This window comes from Streptomyces sp. NPDC048636, from assembly GCF_040650655.1.
In the GTDB taxonomy this organism is placed as follows: Bacteria; Actinomycetota; Actinomycetes; order Streptomycetales; family Streptomycetaceae; genus Streptomyces.
Map to the genome: position 1 here is coordinate 1 of NZ_JBEZHR010000025.1, position 22,043 is coordinate 22,043.

Annotated in this window: 16 protein-coding genes; 4 read left to right on the plus strand and 12 right to left on the minus strand. The window is 69.1% G+C overall.

Translation table 11 applies throughout. From position 1 onward, the window contains the following. Positions 1 to 1,548 precede the first annotated feature (1,548 nt). Together AB0C66_RS35505 and AB0C66_RS35510 are read right to left on the minus strand one after the other, a co-directional pair. The gene (locus tag AB0C66_RS35505) at positions 1,549 to 2,823 is read right to left on the minus strand and encodes a glycosyltransferase (protein ID WP_362448597.1); all 1,275 of its coding nucleotides are present in this window, start codon (positions 2,821 to 2,823) and stop codon (positions 1,549 to 1,551) included. Between the two features lie 155 nt (positions 2,824 to 2,978). Then, complete coding sequence (locus AB0C66_RS35510; protein WP_362448600.1) at positions 2,979 to 3,377, minus strand: hypothetical protein; 399 nt, start codon at positions 3,375 to 3,377, stop codon at positions 2,979 to 2,981. 2,814 nt (positions 3,378 to 6,191) lie between these two features. On the opposite strand from AB0C66_RS35510, the gene AB0C66_RS35515 reads away from it, so the two are divergent. Beyond that, positions 6,192 to 8,159: an ABC transporter ATP-binding protein gene (locus AB0C66_RS35515; RefSeq protein ID WP_362448603.1), complete on the plus strand. Its 1,968-nt coding sequence runs from the start codon at positions 6,192 to 6,194 to the stop codon at positions 8,157 to 8,159. A 34-nt stretch (positions 8,160 to 8,193) separates the two neighbouring features. On the opposite strand, the gene AB0C66_RS35520 is transcribed toward AB0C66_RS35515, so the two are convergent. The 3 genes from AB0C66_RS35520 to AB0C66_RS35530 all read right to left on the minus strand — a co-directional run bounded on the left by AB0C66_RS35520 (position 8,194) and on the right by AB0C66_RS35530 (position 10,272). Beyond that, positions 8,194 to 9,006, minus strand: a complete 813-nt coding sequence (locus tag AB0C66_RS35520) for a hypothetical protein (protein WP_362448606.1) — start codon at positions 9,004 to 9,006, stop codon at positions 8,194 to 8,196. A 106-nt stretch (positions 9,007 to 9,112) separates the two neighbouring features. Then, positions 9,113 to 9,931: a hypothetical protein gene (locus AB0C66_RS35525; protein WP_362448609.1), complete on the minus strand. Its 819-nt coding sequence runs from the start codon at positions 9,929 to 9,931 to the stop codon at positions 9,113 to 9,115. After that, positions 9,928 to 10,272, minus strand: coding sequence for a hypothetical protein (locus AB0C66_RS35530; RefSeq protein ID WP_362448612.1), 345 nt, complete (start codon positions 10,270 to 10,272; stop codon positions 9,928 to 9,930). Before AB0C66_RS35530 ends, AB0C66_RS35525 begins: the two co-directional genes overlap by 4 nt. Before the next feature lie 2,382 nt (positions 10,273 to 12,654). Between AB0C66_RS35530 and AB0C66_RS35535 the strand changes: the two genes are divergently transcribed. Both AB0C66_RS35535 and AB0C66_RS35540 read left to right on the plus strand, forming a co-directional pair. Next, on the plus strand, positions 12,655 to 13,140 hold the full coding sequence (locus tag AB0C66_RS35535; protein ID WP_362448615.1) for a winged helix-turn-helix domain-containing protein: 486 nt from the start codon (positions 12,655 to 12,657) through the stop codon (positions 13,138 to 13,140). Then, positions 13,137 to 13,526: a winged helix-turn-helix domain-containing protein gene (locus AB0C66_RS35540; protein ID WP_362448618.1), complete on the plus strand. Its 390-nt coding sequence runs from the start codon at positions 13,137 to 13,139 to the stop codon at positions 13,524 to 13,526. Before AB0C66_RS35535 ends, AB0C66_RS35540 begins: the two co-directional genes overlap by 4 nt. Positions 13,527 to 13,919: 393 nt before the next feature. On the opposite strand, the gene AB0C66_RS35545 is transcribed toward AB0C66_RS35540, so the two are convergent. Next, positions 13,920 to 14,129: a hypothetical protein gene (locus AB0C66_RS35545; RefSeq protein ID WP_362448621.1), complete on the minus strand. Its 210-nt coding sequence runs from the start codon at positions 14,127 to 14,129 to the stop codon at positions 13,920 to 13,922. 329 nt (positions 14,130 to 14,458) lie between these two features. Here AB0C66_RS35545 and AB0C66_RS35550 point away from each other — a divergent pair, with 329 nt between their 5' ends. Then, positions 14,459 to 15,940 (plus strand): DUF2637 domain-containing protein, encoded by a 1,482-nt coding sequence (locus tag AB0C66_RS35550; protein WP_362448624.1) that lies wholly within the window; start codon positions 14,459 to 14,461, stop codon positions 15,938 to 15,940. A 289-nt stretch (positions 15,941 to 16,229) separates the two neighbouring features. Here the strand turns inward: AB0C66_RS35550 and AB0C66_RS35555 are convergent, their stop codons facing one another. The 6 genes from AB0C66_RS35555 to AB0C66_RS35580 all read right to left on the minus strand — a co-directional run bounded on the left by AB0C66_RS35555 (position 16,230) and on the right by AB0C66_RS35580 (position 21,583). Next, entirely contained in the window at positions 16,230 to 17,624 is a 1,395-nt protein-coding gene (locus AB0C66_RS35555; RefSeq protein WP_362448627.1) for a replicative DNA helicase, read from the minus strand. Then, complete coding sequence (locus tag AB0C66_RS35560) at positions 17,621 to 19,039, minus strand: hypothetical protein (RefSeq protein ID WP_362448630.1); 1,419 nt, start codon at positions 19,037 to 19,039, stop codon at positions 17,621 to 17,623. The genes AB0C66_RS35555 and AB0C66_RS35560 overlap by 4 nt, the downstream gene beginning before the upstream one ends. Positions 19,040 to 19,535: 496 nt before the next feature. Continuing rightward, positions 19,536 to 20,009, minus strand: coding sequence for a nuclease-related domain-containing protein (locus AB0C66_RS35565; protein WP_362448633.1), 474 nt, complete (start codon positions 20,007 to 20,009; stop codon positions 19,536 to 19,538). Between the two features lie 239 nt (positions 20,010 to 20,248). Further along, positions 20,249 to 20,764, minus strand: coding sequence for a hypothetical protein (locus AB0C66_RS35570; protein WP_362448636.1), 516 nt, complete (start codon positions 20,762 to 20,764; stop codon positions 20,249 to 20,251). Positions 20,765 to 20,766: 2 nt separating this feature from the next. Next, entirely contained in the window at positions 20,767 to 21,198 is a 432-nt protein-coding gene (locus AB0C66_RS35575; RefSeq protein WP_362448639.1) for a hypothetical protein, read from the minus strand. After that, on the minus strand, positions 21,179 to 21,583 hold the full coding sequence (locus tag AB0C66_RS35580) for an Lsr2 family protein (protein WP_362448642.1): 405 nt from the start codon (positions 21,581 to 21,583) through the stop codon (positions 21,179 to 21,181). The genes AB0C66_RS35575 and AB0C66_RS35580 overlap by 20 nt, the downstream gene beginning before the upstream one ends. Positions 21,584 to 22,043 lie beyond the last annotated feature (460 nt).

A 22,043-nucleotide genomic window follows, 5' to 3' on the forward strand; every position in this document is an offset into this window, starting at 1 on the left:
CCCCGGGGGGGGGGGGTGCCACACCCTCTTTTCGTTCCGCCCCCACCCCGCCCTGGCGCAGGCTCCAAGCGACGGACAGGGGACCACCACCCGCCACCGTGACGAAGAGCCCGTTGCGACGGGCCGGGCGGCCACCTCCGTGGAGAGAGGTGGGCCGTAACCGGCCCCCTGCCCTACGCAGCCGATCAGCTCTGGCGGTGGCCCCACGGGCAGGCTGCGAGCGTCGGGCAGGAGCCATCCCGGACCACCGCACGACGGCCTGACAGCCTTCCGACTTCGTACTGGCGCAGGTCTCGAACCCGGCCTGAACACAACCGGAAAGCAGCCGACCCCCAGCACGACGAAGGCTCCGGCGCCGCCGTTCTCGGCGGCGCCGGGGCCGGCTCACTCACCGAACCCCGTGAGCCTCAATGAGACGACGGGACGCGCAGCGAGCAACAGTCCGCGTCCCGGATACCCACAAGCTCCGGCGCCCGCCGCGGTGCGGCGGGCGCCGGGCTCACGACAACCGGGTCAGGACATCGGGCGGTGGCAGTAGTGACAGGCCCCGCCGAGGCCCACGCACGGGCCGTTGTCGTCACGACCCAGGCACGCGTTGCTCAGAGTCGCCAGAACCCGTACGACCTTCTTCGCGAGCACCTTCATCGTCTCTTTCCTCTCCGCCGAGGAGGGGGGACCGCCCCTTGGTGGTCCGTTGTGGCCCCTGCCCGACGCAGCCGATACGCCCTGGGGGTGGGGTGGGGGCAAACCTGCTTTTGGTTTGCGGCCACCCCACCCCCAGGGCAGGCTGCAAGCGGCGGGCGGGGGCCACAACGGACCACCGGAGGGTCACCACTCGCGCGAGAGAAGGACAGCGGGCGCCCCGAAGCCCCCACGCGCCACGGACGGGAAACGCCCAAGCACAGCGCCAGTCCGAACAAGGCCCAGTAGAGCTGAGCCGGTACCCGCCGGCATCCACACGCCGATGGCCCCGGCACCGCCGAGTACGGCAGTACCGGGGCCATCCATCCAGCCCCGCTCAGGAATCGTTGTTTTCCTCCGAGCCGGACCCGCCCTCAGGCGGGGGAGGCGCGGGCCGGGGCTCGTGACCACCGGCGTCCGTCCACATGCCGTGCTGCGCCATGGTCTCCTCCTTTTCGACGGTGCCGGGCGGTGCCTCCGTCGTGAGGGAGGGGGTCCGTGGTGGGCCCTGCCCGGCGCAGCCGATACGCCCTGGGGGCGGGTGGCCACAAACGCGCTTTTCGTTTGCGGCCACCCCACCCCAGGGGCAGGCTGCAAGCGGCGGGCAGGGCCCACCACGGACCCCTCTCCCGACGGAGGCACCGCCTCCGCACCGACGAGAAGGAGCAGGGCGAGCGGGGACGACGGCGGAGGACCGGCCGGCGCGCGGTGGCATGGGTACACGTTCTGAACGGCGGGCAGGGGCCACCATGGACCGGAGCCCCGGAACCACCGGTACGGATGGTCACGGGCCTGACGGACGGTCACGGGCCTGGCCGAAGCCTTCCGGCCCCCTCGAAGAGGGCCGGAAGGCCGGTCACTCGCGCGTCACCCCGTGGCACCCCACCCGCTGTCGGCGGGGGCGTCGAAGTGGCGTTCCTCGCGCTCCAGGTTCGCCACGAACGCGTCGACCCGCGCCGTGTCCTGGGCCACCAGGTTCCCGGTCCGCCGGTAGCCGCGACGGAAGACGCCGGTCTGCGGAACCGGCACAACGAACGCACCCCGGGACAGCGCCTTCGCCACGAACGTCCCGTCCTCCGGGCCGTAGGCCACATAATCGGGCGGGAACCCGATGTCGGCCACCGGCCCCGAGGCCACGAGGTCGCCGCGGCCGACCAGTTCGTACACCTCGCGCGGGCCCAGGCGTCCGTCCGCCCCGAAGTTCCGGAACCGTCCGTCACCGGCAGCGGTCTTCTTCCCGTACGGCAGACGCTCCGGCGTCGGAGCGGTGGGCTCCAGGTACTCCTCCCGGCCCGACACCGTGATCAGGTACGGCGACAGAAGGTGCCGTACCGCGTGCTCCAGCAGGTAGTTGGGCGCCATCTGGAGGTCGTCGTCCAGGAAGACCGTGACCAGGTGGTCGGTCTGCCACTGACCCAGGTTCCTGGCACCGCCGCGGTACACCCGCTCCTTCGACCGCACGAGTCGCACCTGCGGCGGCAGCCCGAGGGGCAGCCGCAGCGGGGAAGAACTCTTGTCGTCCACGATGACGCACTCCCACGGCGTCTGCCCCGGAAGCCGTTCAGCGGCCCCGATGACGCTCTCGACCGTCCCGGCCAGCACGCTGTGCACGTCACGCGCGGAGATGACGACGCTGACCCCTGGCAGGGTCGGAAGATCCCGGCCGGTCTCCGGCAGCCCCAGGGCCTCCATGGCCGCCTCCAGCAGCCAGTAGTCGTTGCTGCGAGCCCCCAGCCGTTCCCGGACACTCACCAACCTTCCGGCCGCTCGCGCCGTGGGCCAGCCCAGCCACTCCAGCGCCTCCCCGAGCTCCTTGTCCGGCGCCCGCCCCAGCTCCGCGACGACACTCTCCGGGTGGTCCCGCACCACCAGGAGCATCCGGGCGTTGACGGTCTCCCTGGTGCGCACCGCCCACTGGGCGAGGTCGCTCATGTTCCGGGAGCCCAGCGGTTCCCAGCCTCCAGGACCCGCGATCCAGCTGTGCCGGGTGGGGCCCGCCAGCCGCACCTGGCTGACCCCGATGACAGCGTCCACCACCACCTCCAGCGGCACGAAACCGTGCCGCGCCCACCGGTCCAACGCGACCGACGGCTGCACGAGGGAACGACGCACCCCGCTCGGGACCACAACGTTCGTACTCATCTGACCTCCTGACTGTTGGGGACGGGCCGGAAGTGGCCCGTCCGGAAACCTGAAAGGCCCGCACAGCGGCGGGCCGGGCACGAAAAAGGGCGGCCCCTCGCGAGAGGGGCTGCCCTTCCGGGGAGGGGGAGCGGCTGGGCCGCTCCCCCCGGGGGTCAGCCTTCGTCGACCAGCCCCTCCAGGAACTTGGGGGCGGCTACCGGCTTCTCAGCCTTCCTGCGCACGACGACCTCGGTGAGAACGAGGTGGTCACTGCCGTAGGTCCCGCCCGCCTTCCTGCGACCCTGCTCGTACTCGAGGCTGAGGGCGGTCACGTAGTCACCCTGTCCCAGCGACGTGATGAGGTCGATCCACCCACGCTGCCCGGTGGTGAAGGTGATGTAGTCGTCCTCTCGCCGGGTCTCCTCGTTACGGTTCGTCACGCGGACGGTGAGAGTCGCCCAGGTTCCCTTCGGGTTCACGTAGGTCCTCTCGACGTGCCCGGTCGCCGTGGCGAGGTAGGGGAGCTTCTTGGCGAGGACCCTCAGTGCCTGCGCGACGGTGATCTGTTCCACGGTCTTCCTCCTGTGCTGTGGCCGGGAGGGCTGGCCGCTCGGTGCGGCCCGGGGCTCTGTGGTCCCCTTCCCGGTGATCGGCCGACAGCGCCGCGTCGGGGCGGGGGGTCAACCGGGCGCTTTTCCCGGTTGACCCCCCGCCCCGACGCGGGGCAGGCTCAGGCACCGGGAAGGGGGGCGCAGAGCCCCGCACCGCGACCGTGGGCGCTCCTACCCGCCTGGATCGGGGGTGGCAGGAGTGCCGTCCACCCCAGCCGCCCCACCGCCCCGGCTCAGCCTCGCGGCGCCTACGTGCAGAACCACAGGCGGTCGACCTCGGCAAACCCCCACCGAGTCGTACAGCCGGTAGGCGGCACTGCGGTCATCCTCCGCCGACGGACCGTCGTCCACGCAGAGGATCACCTCGTCCGCGCCGAGCTCCAGCAGCAGCCTCAGCGCCAACCACACCCACCAAGAGAAAAGCTGGCACGGTACGCACAAACCCGTTGCCGGACCTCTCACCGAACTTCGAAAGAACGGTGCGAGGCGAACACGGGGCGGACTGCACGAACCCTGGCCCGCGTCACCAGCCGATTCCGGCGATACAAGCCACACAGCCCCTCTGTCGACCCCAACAGGGAAAGGGCCCCGGTGCCGCCGAGTTCCGGCGGCACCGGGGCCCGTCCCTATACGACAGAACTCACTTGGTCGTTCCGCCCTCCTCCAGCGGTGACTTGGGTGAGGAGTCCTTACGGTCCGTCTTCTGCTCCTCCACGTAACGCATGAGCGGTCTCCTTCTTCAACTGTGCCGGGTGGTGGCCTCCGTCGAGAAGGAGGCGGGTCGTGTTCGGCCCTGCCCGACGCGGCCGATCAGCGCCAGGGCGGGGTGGGGGCAAACCGCTCTTTGGTTTGCCCCCACCCCGCCCTGGCGCAGGCTCCAAGCGACGGGCAGGGCCCACCACGACCCACCGCAACGAACAGCACCGGCAACAGACAGGGGAGGAGAGGTCCCGGCCCTCTAGAGAGGCCCGATCCCACCCACACCGTCAGAAGAAGAAGCCGACGAAACCAGCACAGTCCACGAGACATGAATCGGCTGCCCACTAGCTGCACCAACCTGCAGGCACCGACCCGCTGTCTTCTCCGCCCGCAGCCGCTCGAACGATCGGCCCCGAAGGGACCAACCACACACAGAAAGGCCGGTGCCCGCCAGGACCTGGCGGGCACCGGAGTCATCTCTCAGGCTGTCAGCTCTGCTTGATGTTGCCGCAGCTGTAGCAGACCCACATCGAGCCGCCCTGGTCGCCCGGCTTCTGCATCTGCGCACCACACTTGTCGCACTGCATGGGGTTGTCCCTTCTCCAGATGCCGGGAGGGGAGGGCCGCTCTCTGCGGCCCGTGGTGGCCCCTGCCCGACGCGGCCGATCAGCACCAGGGCGGGGTGGGGGCAAACCGCTCTTTGGTTTGCCCCCACCCCGCCCTGGTGCAGGCTTCAAGCGACGGGCAGGGGCCACCACGGGCCACCCCAGAGAACGGCCCCCCGGCACCTGGAGAAGGGACAACCCCGGTCAGGGTGACAACTGACCACGCGCAGATGCAGAAGCCGGGACCAGCGCGGCTCAATCGAGGTCTGCTACAGCTGCGGCAACATCAAGGCCATCGGACAGAGCTGACAAACTGAGAGATGACTCCGGTACCCATCAGGACCTGACAGGCACCGGCCTCTCCGCGTGCCACACACACCCCACCGGAACCACCACGCCAGCCCTCCGACAAACGGCAGGCTCGAGACAACAGCTCGATCACTCCCGACCCGATACCTCACCCGGCCACAAACCTGACCAGGCACGCACCACTTCCTCAGCGTTGTTCGGCGACGCCGTGACGCTCGCGGAACAACCGCCTGCACCTGGTCGAGAGGGCGCGAGAAGCTGCCGCCCGGTGGCGGACAAGCCAGAGGGCTGGCCCCGGCACACCAGAAGCGGGCACACAGCCAGCGCCCCCTGCGGCACACGAGCACGACGCGCATACGCAGACCGAGACCCACCACTTACCGCGGAGTGGCCATGTCCGCCTGCCCCTCCCGCCAGGGAAGAGAACCCTGCCAGGAAAGGACGGCGACCGACAGCGCAGCAGGACGGTGGACAGAGCGTCGACACTGAGAACGCGCTCCGGGCAGCGAACGAAAGCCCAGGCCACAGGCACCAGCAGCCCGAAGACACCGAACGCATCACTGACCTCACCGGCCGCCCTACGACACCCCTCCTTGGCTCTGTTCACGTCGCAGAGCAGCGTTTCGACAGCAGTTCGGGAGGCAGGTGCCCGCGCCGGATATTCACGACTTCGGGCAGCAGCTCGGTGGTGACCGGCGGGAAGCCGTCTGCCGCCCGTCCGGAACTCGCGGCAAAAGCGCTGGCTACGGGCGTAGGTGGCAGCCGCCATCGCGCCGTTGCCGGGCGTCGGCGGGTGCCTCCCGCTCTCGTGAACATCGACTCTTCCGGTCTGCGGGGGCCTTCCGGAGCCATGAACATCTGCTGCCGGAAGTCGCGAACAAAGCCACCTCCTGGCGTAACCGCCGCAACCGGCGAAGGAGCAGCAATAAGCGAAGCCCTATTGCATAGCTCGCTCTCTCCCTCCCCCTCCACAGGGGGAGGGAGGGAGAGGACGGATGGTTCAGTGGCTCTAGGTGCGGGGCAGTCCCAGAGACGTGCCGTAGTGAGAGACTTCGAGAACCGCCTCAGCCAGGTCCGCGGAGGCATTCCGGCACACGTGCGAGGTCCCGGGCTCCGCCAAGCGGTCCGGCTTCGGTGCCTCCCCGCGACAGGAACGAGAGGGATGACTGCCCTGTTCGGTGAATCGCCCGAGAACCAGCAACAACCGTCCGGTGCCAGCAGTCGCTCAGAACGGGCTTCCGGCGACGGACACGAGCGGAAGCGGAACGAGCGGAATAAGAAGCAGGAGCGGCCGGACAAGGCACAGCAGTTGTCGGCCCGGCAACTGGCCGAAGTGTTCGCCTTCGCCTCGGCACTGGCGTGGAGGGCGGACAGGCGGCGCCTGTGTCTTGTCGCCGGGCTCCAGCTCCTGATCGGAACAGGCTTCGGCACCGGCATCCTCCTGGCCTGGCACCTTCTCTCCCGGCCGGAAACACTCTCCCTCGGAGGAGAAGAGTGGCGTCAAAGCCTGCCGGCCCTCGTCGGCGGCGCGGTGCTCCTCACTGTCCTGAGCCTGGCCCGGGATCTGCTCTCCCTCGTCTCGAATGCCCAAGGGCGACTCCTCGGCCTGCAGGTGGACCGGTTCGCTACTGAGCAGGTGCTCGGAGCGGCTCTTGCGACGCCGTTGTCCGTCTTCGAAGAGCCCGACTTCCACGACCGGCTGCAGCGCGCCGTTTTCGCCTCTCGCTCCCAGGCGACCATGACGATCAGCACCCTGAACCTCCTGCTCGGGGCCGCTGTACAGACCGGCGCGGTGGCCGTCTCCTTCGCAGTGATCGCCTGGTGGCTGCTGCCGTTCATCGCCATCGCCGCTGTGCCGGTCATCTGCACGGCGCGGTGGGCGCGGCAGGCCCAGTATCAGGTGCACACTCAGGTCACCGAGAACCGGCGTATCCGTCAGTACGTCGAGGGGCTGCTGACCGGACGGCAGGAAGCCAAAGAGGTACGTGCGTTCGCCCTCGGCCCCACTCTGCTCGACCGCTGGCGCAAGCACTACGAGAACGAGTTCGAACAACAGATCGCGGTGAACCGAAACTCCACCCGTCAGCAGGTCGGCGGCCGCGTTCTCACGAAGCTCGTGCTGCTCGTGTTCCTGGGCGTGGTGCTGTGGCTCGGCAGCCTCGACTACCTCGATTCGATCACTGCGGCCACCGCCGTCGTGGCGCTCGTGATGCTCACCCAGAGCGTGCAAATCGTCGGATACATTGTCGTCTCGAGCGGTGAACAGCTTCTGTATCTCAATGATCTGCGCGCATTCACCAACGCCCCCGAGGGGCAGCCCCCGTTCTCCGGCTCGCGGGCGAGTCTTGTCCGTCAGGGCTGCTCGACGCCCCGTGCCCTGTGCGTGTCTGACGTCACCTTCACCTACCCGGGATCCCGGGAGCCCGCCCTGGCCGGAATCAGCATGACGCTGCCGGCGGGCCGCACAGTGGCTCTCGTAGGGCCGAACGGCTCAGGCAAGACAACACTCAGCAAGCTGATCGCCGGGCTGTACACCCCCGACAGTGGACACGTGTCGCTGGACGGGAGCCCCGCGCCCGATCCTTCCCGCCTTCAAGAAGCCGTGGCGCTGGTCTTCCAAGATTTCGTCCGCTACAAGTTCACAGCCGAGGACAACATCACCTTCGGACGTCCCACCTCCCCGCCCGACAGCGAGGCGGCAGTCCGCGCTGCGCGCGAGGCCGGGGCGCACGACTTCATCAGTGCGCTTCGGTACGGCTACCACACGTATCTGGGCAAGGAGTTCACAGAGGGCGCCGATCTTTCAGGCGGCGAGTGGCAACGTCTCGCTCTGGCCCGCGCCTTCTACCGGAACGCAGGCTGCGTCATCTTGGACGAGCCCACCGCCGCGTTGGACGCCGAGGCGGAGGCAGAACTCTTCGCGCATGTACGGGACCTGTTCGCCGACCGCACGGTGGTATTGATCTCCCACCGGTTCTCCAGTATCCGAATGGCGGACTACATCTACGTCCTCGACGAGGGCATGGTCGTCGAGGAAGGCACGCACACAGCTCTGATGAGACGGGAGGGTGTCTACGCCCGTCTGTACCTGGCGCAGGCCTCCTCCTTCCTCGACGAGTCGGCCGGCTGAGCCTCCGGGTGGGGTGAGCACCCGGACGGACCGTCTACTGCGGTGTGCTCTCCTCAGCCAGCCGCGGCACATCTCGGCGGGCGTAGCGGCCGAAACGGCCGGGCGGCAGTCCGGAGCGTTCGGCGGTGACTTCGAACTTCCCGACGGACCATCCCAGCACCTGTGCGGCCTCTTCACTGTTCAGGCTCGCCTCGATCCAGGCGTGGCGGTCGGATATGGCCGCAGTGACGTCCGCCGGATCGAGGGCGTCCAAGTCCTCGACGGCGTACAGCGGCCATCCTCGGTAGTCACCGACCGGGCAGAGGAGGCCGCGTTCGGCCAGCAGCTGGATGTCGGCCCGCTCCACTTCCAGGCCCGTGCGCTGCGCGAGGTGTTCCGCGGACTTCTCGGAACCGAGGCCCGGGTGGTCACCGATCACTGCGAGGATCTCCTCGACACGGTCCGGAAGCGTCTTTGCCAGCTCCTTCGACCAGCGCTTCTGCTCAGTGTCGGGCTCCGGGACCAGGCCGCGCTCCTGGGCCCGCCGCAGCTGCCAGGTCTTCAGGCCCAGATAGCGACTCAGCTGCACTGGGCCGAATGATTGGCCCCGCTGTGCCCCGCGCGCCCGCGGAACGGCCGACCGGCTGTCGGCGCCGGATACGACCGGCTCCTGCTTCGGCTCCAGAGCGGCCACGATCTCCTCGACGCGGTCCGGAAGGGTCCTGGCAAGGTCGTAGGACCAGCGCTTGTCGTCGATGTCAGGCGGCGGGACCAATCCCCGGTTCTGGGCACGGCGCAGCTGTGACTCCTCGATACCCAGCCATCGGGCGAGCTGCACGGGTCCGAAGTCGGTACGGTTCTGACTCACGGTGCTTCCCTCCGCTTGACACGGTTTGCACGAAGTGGCGGCCGACCACGGAACAGGGCCGCTTCCAGTATCTCGTGTGGCACCGACAGTCGTCCGGGCCGGTTCGTCAGCGCCGGATGTCCGGCGGCTGGGCGGTAGGGGGCGTCGAGCCGAGGTCAGTGCACAGCTGGGGCCAGCGCAGGTCCTTGGCGACCTTCGAGGCGGCGACCCAGATCTGTCCGCCGTCGCAGTCCCGCCAGGTGGGAAAGCTGAAGGAATAGCCTCGGATGCCCCCGGAGGCGGAGAGGTGGGCGCGCCATTCGACTCCGGCTGCGGTGAGGGCGCGTTCGAAGGTGTCTTGGCCCCGGCCGCGGGTCGCGTCGCGTGCGGCGCGTATGCGGGCACGTAGCTCCTCCCTCTCGGGACGGGACGCTCCCCTGCGTTGGCTCGCTGCTCGTTCGGGACGGGTGGCCTGGGGTGCCACACGATTGCTGCGTTCTTCGGCGTTGACGAGCTTCCATACGCGTTCGATGTCGCGGACGACGGGCCAGGAGCGGTGGTAGTCGAAGGCGTCCCGCACCAGCCGGCCGGTCCAGTCGACGCGGCTGATGGTGAGGTGGATGTGGTCCTCGCCGTGCCGCACGGCGACCCAGGGGCAGTTGCCGTATCCCATCCGGGTCACGTAGCGCTCTGCGATCCGGGCCCAGGACGCGTCAGGGAGGATCGGGTCGTCGGGGGCGGTGCGCAGGGCGCAGCGCCAGATGGGGCGGGCTATGTCACCGCGCCGGGCGGTGTGGGCGTCGATGAGGTGGGCCAGCTGGTCGACGGTGCCGGGAACGTTGCCGGCTACCAGGCGGGGGTCGATGTGCTCCTCGTCGCGGCCGGGGCCGAAGTCGTAGCGGAGGGCGCGGTTGGCGCGTCGGCCCTTTGTGATCTTCGCGATCACCGTGCCCGTCCGACGGTCCGCTCGGGCGCTGCGGGAAGTCCGCGCATCTGGAGGGCGGCGTTGCCGAGTTGGGCGAGCGTGGTGTCGGCGCCGGCGGGCAGGGAGCCGTGCTCCTGGGCGAGGCGCAGCAAGCCGCGCAGGTCTTCTGCCGCCTGCACGAGCTGTGCGTAGGCGGTCTCGTTGGCCTCGGGGACCCGGGGGACGTCGCCGGGGATGCCGGGGTGGCCGTTGAGGGATTCCTCGACGACTGCCCGGACCCAGGCGCCGAGTTCTTTGCGCTCGGTCCCCTGGCGGGCGCGCTGCCAGCGCTCCAGTTCCTCGGCGTTCAGGCGCACGCTCACGCAGTGCGTGCGCTTGCTTTCCGGATTCCCTCGCACCATGCCGGTCTCCCCCCGACTCTCGGATCAGCCACCACAGCATCACAGGTGTGACGCGGGGCACCAACCGTAATCGCCGTCTCTGGAGGCACACTTACGCAGGTGGGCTGCCGCACCGCGCAGGGTGGGACGTGGAGACAGGCACGGCTCCGTGCTGCGGGGAGAGGCGGCGCTTCCCCTGTCCGGTCGGGCCCCCGGGTCTTCCGGACACCGCGTCCACGCTCTTGGGCGACTGCGGTGCAGTTCGGCGCAGAGGAGACAGACCATGACCGCATCACCCGCCTCACGCGGAGCAGTCCGGCCCTCTGACGGGACGGGGATTGATGCCGGGCCACCCGGCCGCCACAACCGGTCGGTGGGTGACACCTTCACACAGGTGTGTGGCGCCCTGTTCGGGGACAAGCGGCTGAGCTTCCGGGCGAAGGGAGTCTTCGGGCTGATCTGTACGCACGGGGGCGGCCCGGGAGTTACGGCCGAACTGATCGCGGAGTGCTCCACGGACGGAGTCTCGGCGGTGAGGGCCGCGCTGCGGGAGCTGGAGGAGTTCGGTTACCTGGTGCGGGAGCGATCTGCTCGCTCCGGGGGCCCGCTGGGCGAGGTCTCGTACTCCGTCTCGGAAGTGGCCGGGTCGGTACCGGGAGGTGACGGTTGCTCTCCGGGGTCGGCCCGCACGGATGAGGGGGGTTACGGATCCGCGCCGATGGTCGGTGCCCCGGCACCGGCAACGGCGCCTGGGGAGCGCGGAAGCGCTGACCGCGGTCCGTCCGCCCCGGCCGAGGACACGGAGGCAGCGCGGCGCCAGACGTCGGCTTCTCGCGGGACGTTCCTCGTCAGCGGCCAGGTGCGGGAGGTACTGCTGGCCTTCCCCGAAAGCTTCCGGGAGGCGATACGGGCAGCGGCGCACACGGACCGGCCGCGCGCTCTGGTCACCGCCGTCGAGCGGGAGTTGCGCACGGTGGAGCCGCTCCGGCTGGCCGAGCGGGTACGGCGGCGGTGGGCCGCGCACGGATACGCCCGTCTTCTGGCGGAGGGGGCTCTCAAGAGGCCGGTGGGTGCGGCGGTGGCCATGGTCAAGGCAGGTCCGTGCCCCGACCCCCGGTGCGAGGACGGGAGGCTGGAGGACGGTGCGGCCTGCCGGGCCTGCGGGGAACGGGAGAAGGACCGGCGCGCGGAACGGGCCCATCGGCGCCGGGAGCCGCGGCAGGAGGCTGCCGGGCCGCAGTCGTGTCCGCACTGTGGCGGACAACCGGGCGCGGACGGGGAACCCTGTGGGGCGTGCGCGCGGTCTGCGGAGGCGGTCCGCGAGGAGATCGCCAGGCTGGTCGACGGGGCCGTCCATGACTGGGCGGCGATGCCCGGTACCTCGGCCGCCGAGGCGCGTGCGGAGGTGGAGCGCGCGGTCGCGCGGGCCCGCACGGACGCTGCCGAAGCCGGAGCCGCCCCCGTCGGCCAGGCGCTGGCCGCGCGTCTGGCCGCCCTCGAAGAGGCTCGGCGCGCCCGGACGGCGCGGAACGAAATCGGCGCCGGAGATCGAGCTGGTCTGCTTGCAAACGCCGGTCGCCGGGGCCAACAGGGTGGGCCGGGGGTTCCCGCGCAGGCCACCACCCGGTTGGACCGGTGCCCGGGAGCGGACGGTACGGGCTGCCCCGAGGGGCGTGCCGCGGTCGGGAGGTACGGCCTGTGTGTGCGTTGCCGTGCTGTGGCCGTGGGTCGGGAGGCGACTGTGAGGCATGGGAGGCCCCCGCAGGCCCGGTGAGGCCTTCGTGGTGCTGCATGGCTTCCTTTGCTCGCGGCTTGTGCGTGCCTTCCCCATACCCTTCGGCTGCCCAGGGCCGGTCGTGGGCAGGATGCGTGGATCGAGGTTGAGGGTGGTTGTTTTCCGGTCGCGGCGAAGCCGCCATCACGCGGGTGATCCACCGGGTAGCAGATGTGCACGGGGCTGCTGCGTGGGTGCGCGGCGAAGCCGCCTGCGACCCGGAGCACGGTCGACCCGCGCCGGGCGACTTCCGTCCAGGGGGTGTCCACCCGCAGATCGTCTGCGGCGTCTGTCTATGTATTAAGAGGCGGTTTGCGTTTTCGCAGGTCACAGCGTTTCTGAATAGCTCCCATCCGTATTTCGAATGACGCTTTCGGAAGTTGCAGTTTCCTATAGGCAACTCTTGTTCGATTTATGTTCGTAGCCGTGAGGGGCTGTGACACGACAGTGACGTGCCTATGAGCATCTCCTGTGTACTGTCCCCATGTTTCGTGTTGCCTATGGGCAACACGGCAGGTGAAAGGGGGGATATGAGGCCAAGTAGCACGCCTCGGCGGTTGCCCGCGGTGAATCGCGGGACGGGGGAGATCGTGCAGCTCGAGCTGCTGGGCAGGGAATCGTTCCAGCACAAAGGCGCCGAGGAGAATCCGGTACTGCCGGCGGCCAGGTACGACTGGCAGCCCCATCCAGGCCGTCATGTGAACGTCGCCAAGGCCCTGATGAGGAAGGTCTGGCACAAGGACAGTGGGTACCGGCAGAACGACCGGGACATCTTCGGTTTCTACGTGGCGCATTCGCCCGAGCGCGCCGAACCCTTGCGAATGACCTTCAAGGAGATCGCACAGACCTTGGGCATCCGGCCCGATACGGTGGCGCGGTCCGTGGGCAGGCTCCATGTCGGCGGGCTGTTGCTGGAGGCCGAGAAGGTGGGCCGGATGAAGTTCTACCGGATCAACCCGCGGGCGGCCTTCGACGGTTCGGCATCCGAGCAGATGCGGGCCGTCCAGGACGCCCGTTTCCCGGTGATCCCGGCACCGAAGCCCTCACCGGTACCCAGGAAGAAGGAGACTTCATGACACTTCCCGCAGCGCGGCGGCCTGAGTTGCCCTTCACGCCGGAGCTCATGCACGGAATCCTGCTGGGCACGGCCGACGCCCCCGGTGCCGACTTCCGGGTGCTCAGCTACTACGCGACAGCCGTGCCGCTCGGCGAGACAGTGCGCAAGACCGCCAAGGAGATCGCGCAGACGGTCCAGCTCAGCCCGCCCAACACCGGCAAGAGCATCCGCCGGCTGGTCGAGGAGGGCTGGCTGGAGGTCTCCTACCGGGTGGGCCGGGTGACCTTCTACCGAGTCGGTCCCCGAGTCATGACCCTGGCCGCCCAGTCACCCGAGGAGGACTCCCGGCCGGCTGTTGCCAGCGTCAGCTACCTGCCGGGCGTCTACGAAGCCCAGGACCTGTAGCCACCGGGCGCCCCACGAGCTTCACCCCTCGGCCTCCAGGCTCAGGCATGCGAAATCCCCTGTGGTTGAGGGGCGTCGCACCAGATGGGGCCGCCGCCACCGCTCCGGCCTGACAACGGCTGCCCACCGGCATTCCGACCGACGGTGGCGCCGACCCCACCGAACTCCCCTCGAGCGGATCAGCCTGAACCCGGGCAACCCCCGCTCCGGCCTCGGTGACCTGACCGACCTCGTCGGCAGCCTCAGGGACCACGGCCAGAAGCAGGCGTCAGGACCTTGAGGAACTCGACGAGGCTCGCGCCATGGACCGGCTCCTGGCCATCCATGGGAGTCAGACCGCGTTGGCCAAGCGGCTCCCACCGCTCCCAGGACTGGATCTCCCAGCGGCTCGCGCTACTCAACCTCACCCCCGAGCTGCAACAGCGGATCGGGCAGGAGCCCATCCACCTTCTGCGTGCGGTCGGGAACAAGTCGGCCGATCAGCAGCAAGCCGCTCTGGAAGCTTTCAAAGCAGCAGCGGGCCCGGAAGGAAGCCGAAAAGCAGGAGCGCCGCCGCAAGCCCGAGCCCGCCCAGAGGGCCGCAACCGCGGGTGAGAGCTCCATCTCCTTCGCAGAGGCCCATTACGACGTAATAGAGCGCCAGGAGAAGGCAGCGGCATCTTCCGCAGCCGAATCCGTGCCCCTGGCCTCCGGACACACCAACACCCGGCACAAGCAGCCGCTCACAGGAAGGCGGCTGCCTCCTGATCGGACGCCATCGGTGCAACAGCTCCCACGGGCCCTGGCGAGTAGAGGCAGGCCCTGGGAGCCCATGGTGCATCCCGGCCGGCGTCCCCTCAGGGACATCTCCAGCCACTGACGTGAATGAGACACTGACCGCTCATCAAGGACGAGAGCAAGAGACAACGGGGGAACTGGTGCAGGGGGTGCACATGAGCCGCGTGCACCGCATGCTCATCGCTGTCGTAATCACCGGTGCCATGGTGATCGCGGCGATCGGCTTCGCGGGCTCCTACGCGGCGGTCCGCGACCTGGCCGAGCGCAAGGGCTTCGGCTCGTTCGCGCCGTTCTTCCCCATCGGTGTCGACGCGGGCATCGTCGTCCTGCTCGCCCTCGACCTGCTGCTGACCTGGATCCGCATCCCCTTCCCTCTGCTGCGGCAGACGGCCTGGCTGCTGACGGCCGCGACGATCGCCTTCAACGGCGCCGCGGCCTGGCCCGACCCGCTCGGCGTCGGCATGCACGCGGTGATCCCGGTGCTCTTCGTCGTCACCGTCGAGGCGGCCCGGCACGCGGTGGGCCGGGTGGCCGACATCACCGCCGACCGGCACATGGAGGGCGTGCGGGTCTCCCGCTGGCTGCTGGCCTTCCCCTCCACGTTCCGGCTGTGGCGGCGCATGAGGCTGTGGGAGCTGCGCTCCTACGACGAGGTGATCCGTATGGAACAGGACCGGCTGATCTACGAGACACGGCTGCGCGCCCAGTACGGCCGCTCCTGGCGGCGCCGGGCCCCCGTCGAGGCACTGATGCCGCTGAAGCTGACCCGCTACGGCGTGCCGCTGCACCAGACGGCGTCCTCCGAGCTGACGGCTGCGGGACAGCCCGCAGACTCACTCACACTCCTCAACGGTGCACCCCGGAAGGATTACTCCCTCCAGGGGGAAGACCTCCCGGGTTCGGCCGCGCTCGGCGCGCCGCGGTCCCCCCTGGATGCGGACAGCCACACCGAAGAGGAAACGCGGATAGCCCGCCACGCACACAGGACCGTTCCGGCCGATGCCGGCAGCCTTGCCCACCCCGGCGAGGCACCCGCAGGGGAGGATCCCCTGACACGTGAAGGGCTGACAGTCGCCGGGGCGGAGGAATCTGCCTCGGCGCCGATACCGATACCGCAGAAGCCAGCCGCGCCTGACAGCGCGCCCGAGTATCAGCAGGCACCCGATCAGGACCCGCACGACCGCCCTCGGACGTCTCCAACGGCGGGGCAGGCAGAGGAAACGGGCCCGTCCCAGAATGAAGGGGCCCCGACACTCGTCGACCGCTACTACCAGGCATGGTCAGACCTCACGGATCGGCTCGGCGCTGAGCCTGGTCTCCAGGAGCTGTCCGATCATCTCTGGATCAACGGCATGGCAGGCCGCAGGGGCGGCCCGATCAGTCCGAGCACCCTGCGCCGGTACCGGCTGGGCTGGCGCATCTACCGAGTGTGGGCCGAGCATCTCGAGATACAGGGCAGCGAACCTTCCCTCATCGAGCTGGAGGTGCTGTGCGCCAAGCACGGCATCCGCTCCAAGGGGCACCGCGGTGACCGCCTGAGCCAGGACGATCTCACGGTCTACCTCGCGGAGTGCCGACGCCGCTACGACGCATTCGCGGGTGCTTCGCGGAGGACCACCAGGTCGTGGTCGCTGTAGGCGACACCGAGGATCTCGTCACGGCCGTGGGCATGGGCGACCTCCCTCCCTCGGAGAGGGAGGGAGGTCGGGTGGTCCGGGGAGTCTCACCCCCGGGCTCCCGAAACGGAGCGTGCCAGTCTCCCGTCACTCCGCTCTTGTCATCCTGGTCACCAGGCAATGGAGGCTTCGGTCGTCCACTTCCACAGTCTCGATCGTTTCAGTCATTGGTCACTCAACGGGTCGTGGTGGGCGGCCGCCGGCGCGTCCGCCGCGGCGGAACGGGGACAGGAGACGGGGGGTTTGGGAGTCACGGGTGGGGTGCCATGTCCTTCGCCCGTGCGTAGTGGCCCTGGAACGCGACGGTCACCGTCGAGGTGGGGCCCTGTCTGTTCTTGGCGACGATCAGGTCCAGCTCCCCCGCCCGCGGGTCGTCCTTGGCGTACGCGTCCGGGCGGTGCAGCAGGATGACGGCGTTGGCGTCGGCCTCGATCGAGCCGGACTCGCGCAGGTCCGCGAGGGTCGGTGTCCGGTCGGCGCGCCGTTCCACCTCGCGGTTGAGCTGGGCGGCGGCGATCACGGTGGTCTGGAACTCGCTCGCGAGTTCCTTCAGCCCGCGGCTGAGTCCGTCGACCTCGGCCGTGCGGCTCTGGCCTCGCTTCTCGGCGGCCTTCATGATCTGGATGTAGTCGACCAGGAGGACGGCGGGAAGCCGGCCCCGGCCATTGAGCCAGCGCAGGCGGGAGCGGAGCTGGTGGAGGGTGGCGGCCGGGCCGTCGTCGACGACCAGCGGCGCCCCCGCGATCTGTTCGGCGGCCTGCTCCACGCGTCTGCGATCGTCTTCGTCGTACTGCCGTGCTTTCACCTGCTGGAGCCCGACTCTGGCCTCGGCCGCGATGATCCGTTCCATCAGCTGCGGGCGGTTCATCTCCATGGAGGAGACCATCGCGGTCCGACGGTGTCTGATGGATACATGCCGGGCTATGTCGAGTAGGACGACCGACTTGCCCACGGCGGGGCGGGCGGCGACGACGATGAGGTCACCGGGCTCCGCTCGCAGGATCCGCTCCAGGTCGGTGTAGGGCAGCGGAAGGCAGGACGGGCGGGGCTCATCCATGCTGCGGAGGTAGTCCTCCAGCATCTCGTCGAGCCACCGCACCCGCTCGAGGCCGCCTCCGGTGGCGTCGGTGGTGACGGCCTGTATCTCGGCGGACGCCCGGTCGAGGATGTCGTCGGTGTCGCCCTCGGCGAGGTATCCCATCTGGGTGATGCGGGTGCCGGCCTCCACCAGGCGGCGCAGCTTCGCCCGATCGGTGACGATCTCCGCGTAGTAGGCCGCGTTGGCCGCGGTCGGCACCGCGTGGACGAGGGTGTGGAGGTAGGCAGGACCGCCGACCCGGCCGATGCCGCCGGTCCTGGTGAGTTCGGCGGCCACGGTGATGGGGTCGGCAGGCTCCCCCCGTCCGTACAGGTCCATGACGGCGCTGAAGACGAGCTGGTGCTGAGGGCCGTAGAAATCGGTGCTCTTGAGCCCCGATTCGACGATCTCCCCGATCGCATCCTTCGACAGCAGCATGCCGCCGAGGACGCACTGTTCGGCGTCTGTGTCCTGGGGCGGGAGGCGCTCGAGGTGCACGGCCTCTCGGTGGGGCGGGGTGGTCGTGGGCCCGGGGCCGTCGTGCTCCGAGGCGGTGTGGGTGCTCATCGGTGATCTGCTATCCCGTGGTCGAGATCCAGGTAGGGGGTGGCGGGGCGGTTCTTCGGCTTGCCGCCGTTGGCCCGTGGCTCGGTGCTGGCCGGGAGGGTGGTAGGCGTGGCGCCGGGGTGGCAGGAGGGGCACTTTGTGAGCGTCCCTTCCGCCGATTCACGCAGCCGCTGGCCGGGCTGCGCAGGTGGGTTGCCGTCGTTGCAGATGCCACACCAGTCGGGCAGGGGCCGGCGCCGGCCAGGCAGGGTGACCTTGGCCGGTATCACGAAGCTCTCCAAATGGCGGGTCAGGTCGAACCAGTTGGCGCGCTTGCCCATGTCCGTCACGGCTGCCACGAGGTACTCCACGTCCTCCCCTTGGGCCAGCAGCAAGTTGGCGTCCCGTGTCAAGCGGCTGCGCGCTCGGGAGGGGATGCCGTGTCCGTGAGCCTGCCGGGAGGCGATCCACGCATCGGCGATCCGCTCGCCGTTGTGAGTGCTGTCGTGGTCGTCGGGCCGTGCGGTGGTGGCCGGTTCCGGTGCGCTCCGGCCTTTTGCGCTCTCTCCTCCTCCGGCCTGGGGGGCGGCGAGGTCGGCCTGAGGCGTGCCCGTGCGGGAGGGAGAGGAGGGCTTCTTGGAGAGACTTCTTTGAAGGGGCTGGTTTTCGCAGGTCAGGGATAGATCCGTTCCGGTTTTCCGGAAGGGCGTTCCAGAATCCTGGGACGGGGTTCCAGGATTCTGGAACGCGCACGGCGCGCTGTCTGCCGCTTGAGGTGTTCCAGATTTCTGGAACATCTCCCCGCCAGGACCCACCTGGCGTACCTGGGCAGTCATCCGGCCGTCCTCGTCCTGTCGGAGATCGGTGAGGTGGGTGGGCGGCTGGGGCTGGTCGGTCCGCCAGTTGGGGGTGTAGGCGTCCAGCTTGTCCCAGGCGTTGCGCCAGCCGGTGTACTCGGTCGGCGGCAGGTCTTTGACCGTGTAACCGCGCAGGATGCCGCGGGCGGCCTTCTCCTTGCCTTTGAGCGCGCTGGCGCCTTCGGCCGCGATGCTGTCCTTGGGCACGACGAGGTTCAGCTTCTTGAGGGCGTCGAGGAGCTCGTACATGGCGGAGACGCTGATCGGCTTGCCGCCGGGCCCGGGCAGCAGCCAGCACATCTGGTCGATGGTCATCCGCCGCAGGCCGCCGCGCGGCCATCTGTTCGCCTCGGTGACCATGGAGCGCAGCAGCAGGTACAGCCGCAGGGTGGTGTGCGACAGACCGGGCATCAGCAGCACATAGTCGCGGATCTGGGAGTACGACCAGTAGTCCGTGATGTCGCCTGTGAACTCGAACAGGTCCGGGCTGTCGGAGACCGGAGAAAGGGTCTGCCTGGAGTCGGCTCCCGGGGCCGTGTCAGGTGTTTGGGCGGTGTCGGTGTTGTGCGGGTCGCGCATCGTGCGGGTCTCCCCTGGAGGGGGTCGGGGAGCCGCGGATCGGCGTGTCACCGGACAGGTGTGACGTTCACGGACGCATGGTTGCGCATCGCGCCTATAGGCGCTCTATCCTGGTGGCTGTGGGTCCTGGTCCTCGTAGCGGGTCCAGGATCCCGGCGTCCGCCGACCTACGACTCGAAGCTTCGCTGGCGGGAGTCGCTTTGGATGGCCGTTCTGTTCGCAGCAGGGCGGCCATCACCTTTCTACGGGGCCGCGTTCGTCACAGTTCTCGACGTGCGAGCGGCTTGCGCGGTTGCGGTCACGCCGGGCTGCGGCCATGTCCTGTGGCTGCGGAAGGGCTTCCGTTCCCTGTTCACGCGGCGCCTCTCTCACTTCACCCGGGGCGGGCGCCCCGGTCCTTGTCTCTGCTCAGGTCGTCGGGCGGGTGGCAGGGCCCGCGCTGCGAGGGCGCCCAGGCGGCGTACCTCTTGGGGTGTGTGACGGGCGGTCTGCCTTCTCAGGCAGCGCCCGAGACGGGGGCGTCGATCACCGTTACGCCGTCGAAGACGAGCCTGCCGCGGCGGCCGACCGGTGCTCCGTGGACCGCGATGACCGGCTGGACGTCGATGTCCCAGCCGTCGCGACGCAGGGCAATGGCGAGTTGCGGTGCCTGCCGCTCGACCGTGGTGAGGGACCTGTTCTGGGGATACCGGCCGTACCAGAGGATGTCTCCCTCCCGGCTGACGGACACCGAAGCGTGCCTCGCCTGCCAGTTCCTGGTGTCGATGTACGCGATGCCCCGGTTTCCGGTGGCCACGTGGTCGAGATTGGCCCTGCTGCCGCGGATCGCCCGGTCGTGCAGGACGTGGCCGCCTCGGCGCTCCAGCGGCTGGAGCATGTCCGCTGTCCTGCGTTCGCCTGCCGCTCCGGTCCGCCACGCGGTCACGTGCCGCGGGGTACGCAGGGCTCTGACCGCCCAGGCGCCGAGCACCGCGAGGCCGGCGGCGTATCCTTTTGCCGGGACGCGCCACGTGTGCCGGCCGATCGACCAGGTGAGTCCGGTCGCGCACGCTGCGGCGCTCGGTAGACCGATCAGGAAGCGCCGGCGTGTGTGCGCGCCAGTTGCACATCCGCTGCTCGTATTCCTGCTGCGCGGACCGTCCGGCCCCGGTATTCCGTATGGGCCTTGTCATGGTGTTCCTCCCCCGTGCCGTGTGCTCGTGCCCAGTCCTACGCCGCTGGGCAGGTGATGGCGCTCCGGATTCGTTCGGTCTCTTCGAAGAACACCGGCTCTCCGCCGACGAGAGGCAGGATGCGCAGCAGTTCCTGGCACGTACGCCGTGCCATCGGCTCGTCGGTCCGGGCGAGCTTCTTCCAGACGAAGTGCGCGTTGCGTGCGGCCCGGAGCGTCTCCTCCCGCGTGGCGCGGGCCACGTGGCGCCGCTCGGCGACCTGCAGGTGCAGCGTGAGTGCCTGGATCAGGTCGTCACCGGCGCGGAGTGCGACGTGCGCGCGCATGGCGAGGGCTCCGAGGGTGTGGGGATGGTTCGGTCCGAACTCGTCGTGGAACGCCGCTTCCAGGTCCTCGGTGATAGCGGCCGCTGCTGTCATGTCCTGGCGGCCCATGGCTGTCGTCAGGTCGGTGAACTGCTCGGTGTGGTGCGGAGGGATCAGCGGCGCTTCGGTCCAGCCGAGGTCCATGTCGGAGGTGGGGTCCGGCACCTCTGGCGGGGAGATGTCAGGCATGCTCACTCCGTTGCTTCGCTCGCCGGCAGTCCGGGTGGGTCCGTCCAGGTGTCTGCGCACAGTCGCTGGATGGCATCGAGTGCGAGGCCGGATGGGTACGACAGGACGGTCCGGGATGATGTTCCTTCCCTGGTGGCACCGGTCTCGATGGACCGCATCAGGCGCTGGGCGTACGGGGCGAGCCGGTCCAGCAAGGTGTTCACCCGCTTGGCAGGTGTATACGCGATGGGCCACCGCAGCTCGTGGCAGACCCAGACGGACCACGGTGGGATCGCGTCGGCGTGGCTGACCGTCAGTTCCCCGGTGATCAGGCTGAGGTTGACGAAACGGCGGACGGAGGATTCGCCGTCCCCGGCCGAATCATCCTCGTCGAGGTGCCAGTGGATCACCTTGACGCTTCCCGCTGCCGTCGTGTCATGCAGAGGCGTTGGCATGAGTGTTCTTCCTGGTGCTGGTGGGTGTGTGCTGAGCTGCTGTCGGGTTGTGGGAAGGGTCTGGCTGCGCCGCCTCGTATGCCTCGCGGATGCGTTTGGGGAGGGGTCCGCGGGTCGGCACGCTGAGCCCTTGCTTTCCGGCCCAGTCACGCATGCGCTGCGTCTGCGCCGGGTCGATCCGGGTGTAGCTTCTGGGGGCCCTGCGCCCGGGCTTCCGGGGGCGAGCGCCTGCCAGAAACTTCTGCAGGGCGGCTTCGAGTTCGGCCTGGTGGACGGGGCCCAGGTCGATTTCGTATTCCGTTCCTCGGTAGGAGAACGCGATACGCTCGACACCCTGAGTGGTCATCGGGTCGAGGTCGTCGACCAGGATGGTCCGGTCCGCCATGATGCTCCTTGCTTTTTCTATCTGATCGTCTCGACGTGGTGCCATCGCGAGCTATCCGCCGTTGGGGAAGGGAGGCGTCCATCCAATGCTTTGCTCCCCATCTCGTCCCGATCTCGGTTGTGGGAACGATCGGGATGTTTTGGGCATGTCACGCGCCCAGTGCCTGCGCACGCGCGTCCGGCTCGGTGGCATGCCAGGTCAGGTAGGAGTGGGCGAACCGGGTCGCTACGGCCTGTGCTTCCTGTGCGCGTCAGACCGCGCACCCGGTCTCGCGTCAGCGCTCTGCAGACGCTCAGAAGCCGACAGCCACGTGCCGACAGCGGGCCCATCAAAGGACGCGCCGATCGGTGCCGGGTCGGTGTCGGGAACCGCCTGAGGCTGGGCGGAGTTCACAGCGGGTTTCGGCTCGGGAAGGTTGAGAACCTTCCGCGCAACAGCCTCCAACGACGGCATCGACGTA